Source organism: Sinorhizobium terangae (assembly GCF_029714365.1).
Classification (GTDB): domain Bacteria; phylum Pseudomonadota; class Alphaproteobacteria; order Rhizobiales; family Rhizobiaceae; genus Sinorhizobium; species Sinorhizobium terangae.
In genome coordinates this window covers 1141558-1154449 of record NZ_CP121659.1, presented here as the reverse complement: position 1 = coordinate 1154449, position 12892 = coordinate 1141558, and the positions used below count along the sequence as shown (strand labels likewise).

Sequence of the window (12892 nt, the reverse complement as noted above, 5' to 3'; positions counted from 1 at the left end):
GACCTCAGAAATATTGGATGCTGACTCGGAAAAGCTGTTCGACATGACGCACCGCGTCGGCGGCTGCAAAAAGCACGACGCGATCCTTCGCCTTTATCCTCGTATTGCCGTCAGGCCGAATGAAAGTCCTGTCGCGATAGAGCGCTCCAATGCGGATCCCCTCCGGCAATTCGAGCTCGCGCAGGGCCTTGCCGACCATCGGCGAGGTCTCGAGTGCTTCGGCCTCGATCACTTCTGCCTGGCCACTCTGCACCGCGTAGACCGATCGGATGCGGCCTTTCCTGACATGCTGCAGGACGCGGGAGATGGTGACGGCTCGCGGGTTGATATGCGCATCGACACCGGCCGTGCCGGCGAAATCCTGGTAAGCCGGCTCGTTGATCAGCACCAGCGTCGACTTCGCGCCCAGCCGCTTGCCCATCATGCTGCCGAGAATGTTGATCTGATCGTTATTGGTGAGGGCGACCACGAGATCGGCATCCTGAACGTCCGCCTGCATCAGGATCCTCTGGTCCATGGCCGAGCCATGCAGGACGACGGTGTTGTTCAGCTTGTCGGCCAGCTGCACGGCCCGGTCGCGATCATTCTCGATGAGCTTGACACGCATCCGGGGCTGCTGCTCCTCGATCATGCGCGCGACGAAATAGCCGATATTGCCGCCGCCCATGATGATGATCCGCCGCGCCTCCTGCTCTTCGTGTCCGAAAAGCCCCAGCGTGCGGCGGACATGGTCCCGGTCGCAAACGACGTAGGCGAGATCGCCCGTCTGCAATTGATCGGAGGAATGCGGAACGATCAGTTTTCCGTTTCGGAAGATACCCGTAACGGTGGCCAGAAGATCCGGAAAAAGCTCGCTTAACTGCTGTAGTGGAGTGTCCACAACGGGGCAGTCTTCCATGCACTCGATCGCGATCATGGCGATGCGATCCTCGGCGAAGCGGACCACATCGGTGGCACCCGGGAAGGAAATACGCCGAAGAACAAGACGGCCCACTTCGATTTCCGGCGAAATCGTCACGTCGATCGGGACATTCTCCCGGGAAAAGAGGTCCGAATATTCCGGTGCGAGATAGTTCTGTGCGCGAATGCGGGCGACCTTGGTCGGCACATTGAAGATCGCATGCGCTACCTCGCAGGCCACGATATTGACCTCGTCGTACAATGTGACAGCGATGATCATGTCAGCCTGGTCGGCACCGGCTCTCGCCAACACATCCGGATGCGCGCCGTGGCCGACATAGCCGCGCACATCCAGCGTTTCAGTGATATGGGCGATCAGCGCGGCGGACGTATCGATCACCGAGACGTCGTTGTTTTCCTGTGACAGGCGCTCGGCAATCCCGTAGCCGACCTGTCCAGCGCCGCATATGACCACTTTCATCGCCGTTCCTTCATTCCACAAGCTACAGCGGCAAACACGCCGCGAGCCGCCCCCGGATCAGACGCCCAGCGACTTCAGCTTGCGATGAAGCGCGGAACGTTCCATTCCGACGAACTCCGCCGTGCGCGAGATGTTTCCGCCGAATCGGTTGATCTGAGCGATCAGATAATCGCGCTCGAACATTTCACGGGCCTCGCGCAACGGCAAGGTCATGATGTGCTGGTCACCCTGTGCGGAAATCTTGGGCAGGGTGTCCCCGACCTCGGTCGGCAGCATGTCGGCGGTGATCGGCGTATCTGGCCCATCGCTGCGGGCGAGGATCATCAGGCGCTCAATATTGTTGCGCAACTGGCGGATATTGCCCGGCCAATCATGCGCCTGAAGAACGGCGAGCGCGTCCTCGCCGATCTTGCGCGGGCGGATGCCGGCCTGCTCGCTCACCTGGCGCATGAACATATCCACAAGGAATGGAATGTCCTCGCGTCGTTCGGCAAGGGCCGGAACGCGTACCGGAATCACCGCCAGCCGGTGAAACAGGTCCTCGCGGAAAAGCCCCTCGGAAATCATGTTCTCGAGATTGTAGGCGGTCGAGGAGATGATGCGCACATCCACCTTGACGCGCTTGGAACCACCGACACGCTCGAACTGCTGGTCGACCAGCACACGCAGGATCTTGTTTTGCGTTTCCCGCGGCATCTCGCCGATTTCGTCGAGATAAAGAATGCCGCCATGGGCTTCTTCGAGCGCGCCTGTGCGGCGCGGCTGGCCGGGAGTGCCTTCCGTACCGAAAAGCGCGACTTCCATGCGATCCGGGGTGATCGCCGCGGCGTTCAGCGCAACGAACGGTCCGGATGCACGCGTTGACTTGCGGTGGATCATGCGCGCCACGAGTTCCTTGCCGGAACCCGAAGGTCCCTGGATCATGATCCGGCTGTTGGTCGGCGCCACCTTCTCGATCGTCTGCCGCAACTGCGACACGGCGACGGATGTTCCGATGAGTTCTACCGGATCGCCGGACTTCTTCTTCAATTCCGAGACTTCGCGCTTGAGTTTGGAATTCTCCAGCGCCCGCTCGGCTATCAGGATCAGCCGGTCGGCCTTGAACGGTTTTTCGATGAAATCGTAAGCCCCGCGCTTGATGGCGGAAACGGCCGTTTCGATGTTGCCGTGACCGGAAATCATCACCACCGGCAGGTCGGGATGGCGGCTCTTGATCTCGTCGAGCAGCGCCAGTCCGTCGAGGCGACTGCCCTGCATCCAGATGTCCAGGAAGACCAATCGCGGCACGCGATCGTTGATCGCCGCAAGCGCACTGTCGCTGTCGAAAGCCGTCCGGGTCTCGTGACCTTCGTCCGACAGGATCCCCGAGACGATCTCCCGGATATCCTCCTCATCGTCCACAACCAGAATATCAGCCGCCATTGGTATTACCCTTGTCCTTTACAGTACCTTCGCCCCCGGTTTCGCCGGCAGGCGGCAGGATCACGCGGATCATTGCCCCGACGCCGCCGTCGAAATCGACCGGTGCGTCGTGCAGTTCCAATTGTCCGCCATGGTCCTCGATGATCTTCTTGACGATTGCGAGACCGAGACCGGTGCCCTTTTCGCGCATCGTCATGTATGGCTCCAGAATTCTGTGCCGGTTCTCTGTCGGCAGCCCCTTGCCGTTGTCGATCACATCGACAACGAAGCGGCCGGAAGCGCCTTCGCGGCGGGAGCGGACGACGATGGTCGGCGCCCCCCGCGACGTTCCGGCAGGGACTGCCTCGATCGCCTCTACCGCGTTTTTGACGATGTTGCCGAAGGCCTGGCCGAGCATGCGGCCGTCGAACTGGCCTTCGAGCGGCTCGTCGCCGAAGTCGCGGACGAAGGTGATGTGGTTGTTGCCCATCTCGCGAAGGAAGACGGCATCCTTGAGGATCGATCGCAGATCGGATTTTTCCTTCGTCGGCTTCGGCATCCGCGCAAAGGCGGAAAATTCGTCGACCATCCGGCCGATGTCCTCCACCTGGCGCACGATGGTATCCGTGCACTGGTCGAATACCGCCCGGTCCTGCTGGTCGATCTGCTTGCCGTAACGGCGCCGCAGACGTTCGGCCGAAAGCTGGATCGGTGTCAGCGGATTCTTGATCTCGTGCGCGATGCGGCGGGCCACGTCGGCCCATGCGGTAGACCGCTGCGCAATCACCAGATCGGTGATGTCGTCGATGGTGATGACGTAGGAACCATGCGACTCGTCGCCTTCCTCACGCGTCACCTGGACATTCAGCGTGCGCTCGGTCCCGCCGCGCATAATATTGATCTGCTTGCGGTAATCGTTGCGATAGCGGCTTTCCGCCTCGATCAGCACCGCGTCGATCTCCGGCGCGACCTCGCTCAGGCTTGCGCCCAGCAGTCCCGGCGCCGACTTCCGCAGGAACTCTTCCGACGAAGGATTGGCAATCGTGATGCGACGATCCTTGCCGACGCCGATAACCGCCGTGGTGACACCGGAAAGCACCGCCTCGATGAAGCGGCGGCGCTGGTCCACTTCGTCCTTCGCTACCAGGATCTGCTGCTGCTGCGTGCGGATCTCGGTGACCATCTTGTTGAAGGTGCGCGACAGGTTGCCCACGTCGCCATCGACGGCGCGCACCGGAACGACCACATCGAGGTTGCCGGATGCAACGCTGTCTGCGGCGCCGATCAGTTGCCGGATCGGCCGCACGATACGGTCGGCAACGGCTATCGCCGTCCAGATCGCCGCCAAGAGAACGATGAGGGCAAAGCCGATATAGAGCACGCCGAAGGCGATCTGAAGCGAGGTGCGCCCCGCTTCAAGGGCCTTGTATTCGGCCGTGTTCTCCTCCATCAGCCGCATCGAACGCATCACTTCGGGATCGACGTTGCGAACCGTGTAGAGATAGGTTCCCGGTATATTGTCGAGCGGAATGACAGCGCCGACGAGGTTGGTCACGCCGGGAGGAATAAGCGTCGGCTGGCCGGAAACCGTGCTTTTGAGCGCATCGGCAGGAATGGCAGGCAGCGGCTTTTCCGTCGAGATATTGGCTTGAAGGATGGCGCTACCGTCAGCGCGCACCAGGAAGGCACCAAGCATGCCGCGCCCCCTCGCCTGCCGCGTCATCAATTCGGTGAAGCCGGTGCGATCGAGGCTGTAAAGCTGCCGGTTGCGCTCGAGGTCGTTGGCCATAGATACTGTCTGGCCTTGCAGGTAGCTCGCATTCTCGAGGACGTAAGCCTGCGCAACGTTCAGCGACGAGCGCACAATCGCCTGGGTGCGCAGCGAGAACCAGCGATCGAGCCCGACATCAAGCGTGATGCTGGCAAAGATTGCGACCAGAATGGCCGGCGTTATCGCGACGATGGAAAATAGCGCGACGATGCGCACATGCAGCCGTGCCGCCGCTCTTCCCTTGCTGCGCGCCCGCAGCAGTCTGAGGATTTCTCGCGCGATCAGGTAGATCAGACCGACAACGAAGACGCCGTTGACGCCCGCGCAGGCAATGACGATGTTTCGTTCCGGCCGAATGGGTGTCAGGCCGAGAAGAACGAGCAGCGACAAGGTGGCACAGATCAGCGCGCCGGTGGCGAGCATCAATCCGGGCAGCGCGAAGGACGCCCGCCGATCCTGGACAGTTGCGACCCTGTCCTCTGTGCCCAATGGCAGGGCCATTCCGTCCACCATGTAAAACGCTTCCCCCAAACCGGCGCCCGACGGCGCCGGCAAACGCGAACTTTAGCGGGTCAAAGAAACTGACCGTAACGCCCAACCCCAAACAGCATCGGCGTGCCTCGATCGGTTGGGTCGTCTCCAATGACGACGCAACGAATCGACTATCGGACGTTCAAGCAACGCATTGTGGCGAAAATGCAACGGTGTTGCATCTCAGTCAAGCACTGCGTGAGCTGCGGTAGACGGAGACCCCAAGTTCGCGAATCTTCTTGCGCAGCGTGTTTCGGTTGAGGCCGAGGAGGTCGGCGGCCTTGATCTGGTTGCCGCGGGTCGCCGTCAGGGCTGCGAGGATCAATGGATATTCCATCTCCGCGAGCACCCGGTCATAGAGGCCTGACGGCGGCAGGGCATCGCCGAAACTGGCAAAATACTGCCTCATATTCTCCTCGACCGCCTGGGAGATCGACATCGACCCCGAACGGGTCGCCGACTTCTCGATCGGGCTGTCAGGAATCTCGGAACGCAACTCGTTCTCGATGATCTCCTTGGTGATCACATCCTGTGGATAGAGCGCCGTCAGCCTCCGCACGAGATTTTCGAGCTCTCGCACATTGCCGGGCCACGGATGCGTCTTCATCAGTTCCAGCGCTTCCTGGTCGAAACGCTTGACATCCAACCCTTCCTTTTCGGCCTGCTGAACGAAATGGCGGACAAGATCCGGGATATCCTCCGCTCTGTCTCTCAGCGGCGGCAAGCGCAGCGGCACGACGTTCAAGCGATAGTAGAGGTCTTCGCGGAAAAGCCCTTGATTGATCGACTGTTTCAGATCCTTGTTCGTCGCGGCGACGATCCGCACATCTGAACGGATCGGCGTTCGCCCGCCAACCGTTGTGTATTCGCCCTGCTGCAACACGCGCAGCAGCCTGGTCTGGGCGTCCATCGGCATGTCGCCGATTTCATCGAGGAAGAGCGTCCCGCCTTCGGCCTGCTCGAAACGGCCGGTAGAGCGGGTCTGGGCGCCGGTAAAGGCGCCCTTCTCGTGCCCGAACAGCTCCGATTCGATAAGGTCGCGCGGGATCGCCGCCATGTTGATCGCGACGAAGGGGCCATTCCTGCGCTTGCCATAGTCGTGCAAGGCTCGCGCGACCAGTTCCTTGCCGGTTCCCGATTCCCCCGTGATCATCAGTGTCAGGTCGGTCTGCATCAACCGCGCGAGCACGCGGTAGATTTCCTGCATGGCGGCCGAGCGACCGACGAGCGGCATGCCGTCCTGTGAATCGTCGTCGATCCTGGAGGGACGGCGCTTTGGTTCGGCGAGCGCCCGGCCGATGATGCCGATCATTTCCGTCAGATCGAAGGGCTTCGGCAGGTAGTCGTAGGCTCCCTTTTCGGACGCCTTGATAGCCGTCATGAACGTGTTCTGCGCGCTCATCACGAGCACGGGCAGATCCGGCCTCGCCTTTTTGATCCGCGGCAGGAGATCGAAGGCGTTCTCGTCCGGCATGACGACGTCAGTTACGACCAGATCGCCGTCGCCGGCAGCAATCCAGCGCCACAGCGTCGCCGCATTGGAGGTGATGCGCACATCATAGCCGGCGCGGCTCAAGGCCTGGTTGAGCACGGTGCGGATGGCGGCGTCGTCATCCGCGACGAGGATCGTAGCTGCCGTCATGCAATGTTTCCTTTTGTCATCGGAATTTCGTCATCATCGGCCGCCAGTCCCTTGGACGCCGGCATCAGAACGCGGAAGGTGGTGCGGTTGTGCTGGCTGTCGCACTCGACGATGCCGCCGTGGCCGCCGATGATCTTGGCGACGAGCGCCAGGCCGAGGCCCGAGCCGTTGGTCTTCGTGGTGATGAAGGGGTCAAAAAGATGCGGCAGCAGATCCGTGGGCACGCCCGGTCCATTGTCGTGCACGCAGAACTCCAGCGGCAACGAGATCTTTTCGCGGGTGCCGGCAACCGAAAGGCGAATGCCGGGGCGATAGGCCGTCGTCAGGATGATCTCGCCATCCGCACGATCGCCGATCGCCTCGGCGGCATTCTTGATCAGATTGAGGAACACCTGAACAAGCTGGTCGCGATTGGCATAAACTGGTGGCAGCGACGGATCGTAGTTCTCCGAAATCTTGATCCCGCGGGCAAAGCCGGCCTTGGCGATCGCCTTCACGTGATCAAGCACGGAATGGATATTGAGCGGAACGCGATCAACAGGCCGCTCGTCAGAGAAGACCTCCATACGATCGACGAGCGATACGATGCGGTCCGTCTCGTCGCAGATCAGCCGCGTCAGCGCCCGGTCCTCGTCATTGACGGACGTCTCGAGAAGCTGCGCGGCACCGCGAATGCCGGAGAGCGGGTTCTTGATCTCGTGGGCCAACATCGAGGCGAGACCAGTCACTGATCGCGCAGCGCCTCGGTGCGTCAATTGCCGATCGATCTTGTCGGCCATCGAGCGCTCCTGGAAGACGATGACCACAGATCCTGGCGTCGAAAGAACCGGCGCGACATAGAGGTCGACGAGCTTGTCGGCGCCGAGGCGCGGCGAACTCAGATCGACCCGGTATTCGTTTACGGGCGCCCGTCGCTCGCGGACCTGGTCGATCAGAGTCAGGAGCGGACTGCCGAATGGAATGAAGGCGCTGATATTGTGGCGGGCGAGGTGATTGGCGCTAGCGCCGAAGAAGGACTCGGCCTCCCAATTGGCAAAGGCCACAAGGCCGCTTTCATCGACCAGGATGACGGGGTTCTGGATCGCGTTCAGCACCGCCATGGAAAGATCGTTCGCATCTCCTGTCGGCTCCATTGCCATTGCCTTGTCCGTCATGCCGCCATCTCCTCATTAGCCGGTGCGACATCGCGATTCGCGATCGCGGCGGCGACGCGATCACTAACCAGAGCCGGATCGGTTGACGTCAGGATCGCCGCCTTGTCCCCGGACGAGAGGTCCGGCGCGAAACGCTCGATGTACCAGCCGACATGCTTGCGGGCGTGCCGGAGGCCAATCTGAAGCCCATAAAATTCGAGCATCATGGCGTAGTGCTCGGCGAAGATTTGCGCGATCTCCGATGCATCGGGGTGAAGACGCGTGCCGGCGAGAACACCGGCATGCCATGGCCGTCCCTGCGATGAGCGCCCGACCATCACGGCATCCGCACCCGACCGGCGCAGGATTTCGGTGGCGTCCGCCACCGTATCGACGTCGCCATTGGCGATCAGCGGGACCGAGATGACATCACGTACCGCATGGATCGCGTCCCAATCCGCCTTGCCGCTGTAAAATTGCATCCGGGTGCGGCCGTGGATCGTGATGGCCTGCACACCCGCCTCTTCGGCCCTCCGGGCGATCAATGGAGCATTGATTGTATTTTCATCCCATCCGAGGCGCATCTTCAGCGTAACCGGCACCGAAACAGCCCTGACGGTCGCTTCGATTAGCGACAAGGCATGATCTGGGTCGCGCATCAGTGCCGAACCGGAATAGCCGCCGGTCACCTTCTTGGCCGGGCAGCCCATGTTGATGTCGACAACGTCGGCGCCGTTCGCCTCGACGATCCTTGCAGCTTCCGCCATCCAGTGCGCCTCACGGCCCGCGAGCTGGACGATATGCGGTTCGATGCCGGAGTTCTTCAGCCGCACCCAGGATTCGGCGGCGTTGCAGACCAGTTCGCGGCTGGCGACCATTTCCGTCACCACAAATCCGGCGCCGAAGCGCCAGGCGAGCGTGCGGAAAGGCAAGTCCGTCACCCCCGACATCGGCGCGAGCGCCACCCGGTTGCGGATTTCAACTTTCCCGATCCGGAGCGAGGATGACAGGGCCGATGGTGGCAAATGCATATCTTTCAGGCACATGTTCTTCTTGCACTATTTTTAGACATTGTTATTCGGCTTGCCAAGCGATTTCCACGCCTTCGACAAAATTCCCCGCATGGCCGGTAACGGCCGGGCTGGCAATGGCGGGGCCTTCGCGGTAGATCACGGCGAAGAGCGGCGAAATTCGGGACCACATACATAAGATGCAGCCTGAAGAACAGTTCTCCTGTGGTATCGTCATCGTCGCGGGCGGCCGCGGCGAGCGCGCCGGCCAATCGGCCGAGGGGCCGAAGCAGTACCGTGCGATCGGCGGCCGCCCCGTTATCGCGCATACGCTTGACACTTTCGCGACATGGGCGGGAACGGGACCGATCGTCATCGTCATCCACCCGGACGATGCGGAATTGCTTGCCGCGGCTCTGAAGCACGTGCCCAGGCCAGCCGATTTGACCGTGGTACACGGAGGAGCGACACGTCAACTTTCGGTCCTTGCAGGCCTGGAGGCTATTGCTGCTGCCGGGGCCAAGTACGTGATGATCCACGACGCGGTGCGCCCGTTTGCAGATCACGCCCTGCTCGATCGTTGCCGTCTAGCACTGCTCAGCGGTGCCGATGCGGTCCTGCCGGCGATCGCGGTCGCGGACACATTGAAGCGGGCCGGCGCAAATGGCGTCGTGCAGGAGACGGTCGCGCGGAGTAACCTCTATGCGGCACAGACACCGCAGTGCTTCACGTTGGAGGCGATTCTCTCCGCGCACCGCGCCGCCAAGGCTGATGCGCGAGCGGATTTTACTGATGACGCCTCCATTGCCGAATGGGCCGGTATTCCCGTTGTCCTCGTCGAGGGTATGGTGGACAACATCAAGCTAACCTTGCAGAGGGATATTTCGATGGCGGACGAAAGGCTCAAAGGCAGCGCGATTCCCGACGTGCGCACCGGCAATGGCTACGATGTCCACCAACTCGTCGAAGGCGACGGCGTCACCCTTTGCGGCGTATTCATCCCGCACGACCGCAAACTCTCCGGCCATTCGGATGCCGACGTCGCGCTCCATGCACTGACCGACGCGCTTCTCGCGACCTGCGGCGCCGGCGATATCGGCGATCACTTCCCGCCGTCGGATCCGCAGTGGAAGGGCGCGCCGTCCCGCATCTTTCTGGAGCACGCGGCGCGGATCGTGCGGGAGTGTGGCGGCATCATCACCAATGCGGACATATCGCTGATCGCCGAAGCGCCCAAGGTCGGGCCGCACCGCCAGCAGATGCGAGAGAACCTAGCAGCAATGCTCGGCGTCACCATCGACCGCTGCTCGATCAAGGCGACCACCAACGAACAGCTCGGCTTCATCGGCCGCAACGAAGGCATCGCGGCAATCGCCACGGCAACGGTCGTCTATACTCCGGGGAGGAACCCATGATGTGGCCGGCCGATATAGAGCAGAAAGCGCGGGAGATCATCACGGATCTTACCGCACGCAACCTGAAGCTCGCGACGGCGGAGTCCTGTACCGGTGGCCTGATTGCGGGTGCGTTGACGGAAGTTGCCGGCTCGTCGCTCGTCGTCGACCGCGGTTTCGTCACCTATTCCAACGACGCGAAGATACAGATGCTTGGGATCGAACTCGCGACGCTTGCCGCCCACGGCGCCGTCTCGCGCGAGACCGCCGTCGAAATGGCACGCGGCGCCGTCTCCCATTCAGGGGCGGATATTGCCGTCGCCGTAACGGGGGTCGCCGGCCCCGGCGGTGGCTCGGTGGAGAAACCGGTAGGGCTCGTGTACTTCGCGGCAGCGAGCCGGAATGGCGCGACGCTTCACCGGGAGATGCGCTATGGCGACGTCGGCCGCGACGTGGTTCGAATGTCAGCGGTCAGAACCGCGTTCGAGCTCATCGAAGCCATCTCTCATCAAGCGTAGACCTCGTCGGCGCGCATTTCGAAGGCTTCGGAAAACATGCGGAATGCCCGGTCAAACATGGAGCCCATCAAGGCGCCAAGAAGCCTGCTCTTGAATTCGTAATCGATGTCAAAATGTACGATCGACAGCTTGTCGCTGGTCGGCTCGAAGCGCCACCCGTTGTCGAGATATTTGAATGGTCCGTCGATATAACTGACATCGATCGTCCGCGCGGACTTGTTGAGCAGAACCTGGGTCGTGAAGGTCTCGCGAATTGCCTTGTAACCGACCGTCATGTCGGCCAGCAGCAATACCTTGCCATCGCGCTCCTTGCGTGAGCGCACGCTCAAAGCCTCGCAAAGCGGCAGAAACTGCGGATAGCGCTCGACGTCGGCGACAAGATCGAACATCTGATCGGCCGAGTGCTTGACGACATGGTTTGTTTCGAAGTGCGGCATGACTTGCAGTTAAGCGCGTGCTGCGAGAAGTTCAAGCAGTGTGCGCATTTGTGCCCGGCTTCTTATCTGCAGGACTGGGACGCCAGGCCCGTGCTCCCGCAGGCCGTTCTCGATGCGAGGAACGAACTTGCGCTCGAATGTCCAGATGTAGCGGACGAACTCCCAACTCACCCGCTCCGGACATCCCTCGGCCATTTCCGGCCGTGAGGCCCCACGCCATTTCAGCCAACGCCGCGTCACCCCTATCAGGCATAGCAAGCGCGGCATCCTCACCCAGAGCACGATGTCGGCGCGGGGTAATCGCAGATCGAAGGTCGTCGGGTTGGTCCCGTCCATGACCCACCGCGCTTCGGCCACCTTGGCGACGATGAGGTTTCTTTGTTCCTCCCGCGTCCTGGAAATCCATCCGGGCAGCCAAAAGAATTCTCTGTCCATCGAAACGAACGGGAGGTCACAGTGTTCAGAAAGTCTGCGGGCCAGCGTCGTCTTGCCACCACCCGAGCAGCCGATGACCAACACACGTCTTGCCTTCGAGAGAATCGATGCAGCCTCCGCCGTGTCCGTCGAATCGTCAGCCACTCTCGCCCCCCAAACAAAAGAGCCGCGACGATGCGACGTCGCGGCTATCTTGTACCAGCAGTGAAATCAGTTACCCGCCTCGGCCAGGAGCTTTCTCTCCCGCGCCGCCCTCAGCCGCGCGAAATCATCGCCGGCGTGATGTGACGAGCGTGTCAGCGGGCTCGAGGAAACCATCAGGAAGCCCTTTGTATAGGCGACCGTCTCGTAGGACTTGAACTCCTCGGGCGTTACGAATTTCTCGACCTTGTGGTGCTTGCGTGTTGGCTGCAGGTATTGACCAATCGTCAGGAAGTCGACGTCAGCGGTGCGCAGATCGTCCATCAATTGCAGCACTTCGTTCCGCTCCTCGCCGAGGCCGACCATGATGCCGGACTTGGTGAACATGGACGGATCGAGTTCCTTCACCCGCTGCAGGAGCCGGATAGAATGGAAGTAGCGGGCACCAGGGCGAACAGTCAGATAGTTCGAAGCGACCGTTTCGAGATTGTGATTGAAGACGTCCGGCTTGGCAGCAACTACACGCTCCAGTGCACCGGGCTTGCGCAGGAAGTCGGGCGTCAGGATCTCGATGGTCGTTTCGGGAGAGGCCTCGCGGATCGCGAAGATCACCTTCTCGAAATGCTCGGCGCCGCCGTCATCAAGGTCGTCGCGGTCGACGGAGGTGATCACGACGTGGCTCAAGCCCATCTGCTTGACCGCCTTGGCGACGTTGGCCGGCTCCTCCATATCGAGCGCATTCGGCTTACCGGTCGAGACGTTGCAGAAAGCGCAGGCGCGCGTGCAGATCTCGCCCATGATCATGAAGGTCGCGTGCTTCTTGTCCCAACATTCGCCGATGTTCGGGCAGCCAGCCTCCTCGCAGACCGTAACAAGGTTGTTGCCCTTCACGATCGAGCGGGTTTCCATGTATCCCTTCGACGTCGGCGCCTTTACGCGGATCCAGTCCGGCTTGCGCAGAACTTCCGTATCGGGCTTGTGCGCCTTTTCCGGGTGGCGAACACGCTCGGCCCTATCCGAGACGGCGTCGAAAACCGTTACCATATTTCTTCCTTCATCGTATCGGGCTTCGGCCATCCGCCGACGCGCCCGCTTTCG

At 61.4% G+C, this 12892-nt stretch carries 11 protein-coding genes; 2 read left to right on the top strand and 9 right to left on the bottom strand.

What is annotated here, in order from left to right; genetic code table 11:
- Window positions 1-4: 4 nt before the first annotated feature.
- From trkA to dusB, 6 genes are all read right to left on the bottom strand, one after another.
- Window positions 5-1381, bottom strand: coding sequence for a Trk system potassium transporter TrkA (trkA, locus tag QA637_RS05525; protein ID WP_153442335.1), 1377 nt, complete (start codon window positions 1379-1381; stop codon window positions 5-7).
- A gap of 57 nt (window positions 1382-1438) precedes the next feature.
- Complete coding sequence (gene ntrX, locus QA637_RS05520) at window positions 1439-2803, bottom strand: two-component system response regulator NtrX (protein ID WP_153442334.1); 1365 nt, start codon at window positions 2801-2803, stop codon at window positions 1439-1441.
- Window positions 2793-5066, bottom strand: coding sequence for a sensor histidine kinase NtrY-like (locus QA637_RS05515; protein WP_153442333.1), 2274 nt, complete (start codon window positions 5064-5066; stop codon window positions 2793-2795). Before QA637_RS05515 ends, ntrX begins: the two co-directional genes overlap by 11 nt.
- Before the next feature lie 205 nt (window positions 5067-5271).
- Complete coding sequence (gene ntrC, locus QA637_RS05510; protein WP_153442332.1) at window positions 5272-6726, bottom strand: nitrogen regulation protein NR(I); 1455 nt, start codon at window positions 6724-6726, stop codon at window positions 5272-5274.
- Window positions 6723-7880 (bottom strand): two-component system sensor histidine kinase NtrB, encoded by a 1158-nt coding sequence (locus tag QA637_RS05505; protein ID WP_153442331.1) that lies wholly within the window; start codon window positions 7878-7880, stop codon window positions 6723-6725. Before QA637_RS05505 ends, ntrC begins: the two co-directional genes overlap by 4 nt.
- Window positions 7877-8905 (bottom strand): tRNA dihydrouridine synthase DusB, encoded by a 1029-nt coding sequence (dusB, locus tag QA637_RS05500; RefSeq protein WP_153442330.1) that lies wholly within the window; start codon window positions 8903-8905, stop codon window positions 7877-7879. Before dusB ends, QA637_RS05505 begins: the two co-directional genes overlap by 4 nt.
- 164 nt (window positions 8906-9069) lie before the next feature.
- Between dusB and QA637_RS05495 the strand changes: the two genes are divergently transcribed.
- Complete coding sequence (locus QA637_RS05495) at window positions 9070-10284, top strand: bifunctional 2-C-methyl-D-erythritol 4-phosphate cytidylyltransferase/2-C-methyl-D-erythritol 2,4-cyclodiphosphate synthase (protein ID WP_153442329.1); 1215 nt, start codon at window positions 9070-9072, stop codon at window positions 10282-10284.
- Window positions 10284-10781 carry a CinA family protein gene (locus tag QA637_RS05490; RefSeq protein ID WP_153442416.1) on the top strand — a complete coding sequence of 166 codons (498 nt, stop codon included), beginning with the start codon at window positions 10284-10286 and terminating at the stop codon, window positions 10779-10781. Before QA637_RS05495 ends, QA637_RS05490 begins: the two co-directional genes overlap by 1 nt.
- Here QA637_RS05490 and QA637_RS05485 read toward each other — a convergent pair.
- From QA637_RS05485 to lipA, 3 genes are all read right to left on the bottom strand, one after another.
- On the bottom strand, window positions 10772-11218 hold the full coding sequence (locus QA637_RS05485) for a type II toxin-antitoxin system RatA family toxin (RefSeq protein ID WP_153442328.1): 447 nt from the start codon (window positions 11216-11218) through the stop codon (window positions 10772-10774). The genes QA637_RS05490 and QA637_RS05485 overlap by 10 nt on opposite strands.
- Window positions 11219-11227: 9 nt before the next feature.
- Window positions 11228-11797 (bottom strand): P-loop NTPase family protein, encoded by a 570-nt coding sequence (locus tag QA637_RS05480; RefSeq protein ID WP_184108811.1) that lies wholly within the window; start codon window positions 11795-11797, stop codon window positions 11228-11230.
- A 66-nt stretch (window positions 11798-11863) separates the two neighbouring features.
- Window positions 11864-12838, bottom strand: a complete 975-nt coding sequence (gene lipA, locus QA637_RS05475; protein ID WP_153442327.1) for a lipoyl synthase — start codon at window positions 12836-12838, stop codon at window positions 11864-11866.
- Between the last annotated feature and the right edge of the window lie 54 nt (window positions 12839-12892).

What these genes read in the sequence shown, in the direction of transcription:
- dusB (WP_153442330.1), bottom strand. Translation starts at nt 8,905, where the DNA reads ATGTGCCTGAAAGATATGCATTTGCCACCATCGGCCCTGTCATCCTCG.
- ntrC (WP_153442332.1), bottom strand. Translation starts at nt 6,726, where the DNA reads ATGACGGCAGCTACGATCCTCGTCGCGGATGACGACGCCGCCATCCGC.
- trkA (WP_153442335.1), bottom strand. Translation starts at nt 1,381, where the DNA reads ATGAAAGTGGTCATATGCGGCGCTGGACAGGTCGGCTACGGGATTGCC.
- QA637_RS05485 (WP_153442328.1), bottom strand. Translation starts at nt 11,218, where the DNA reads ATGCCGCACTTCGAAACAAACCATGTCGTCAAGCACTCGGCCGATCAG.
- ntrX (WP_153442334.1), bottom strand. Translation starts at nt 2,803, where the DNA reads ATGGCGGCTGATATTCTGGTTGTGGACGATGAGGAGGATATCCGGGAG.
- QA637_RS05505 (WP_153442331.1), bottom strand. Translation starts at nt 7,880, where the DNA reads ATGACGGACAAGGCAATGGCAATGGAGCCGACAGGAGATGCGAACGAT.
- QA637_RS05490 (WP_153442416.1), top strand. Translation starts at nt 10,284, where the DNA reads ATGTGGCCGGCCGATATAGAGCAGAAAGCGCGGGAGATCATCACGGAT.
- QA637_RS05515 (WP_153442333.1), bottom strand. Translation starts at nt 5,066, where the DNA reads ATGGTGGACGGAATGGCCCTGCCATTGGGCACAGAGGACAGGGTCGCA.
- lipA (WP_153442327.1), bottom strand. Translation starts at nt 12,838, where the DNA reads ATGGTAACGGTTTTCGACGCCGTCTCGGATAGGGCCGAGCGTGTTCGC.
- QA637_RS05495 (WP_153442329.1), top strand. Translation starts at nt 9,070, where the DNA reads ATGCAGCCTGAAGAACAGTTCTCCTGTGGTATCGTCATCGTCGCGGGC.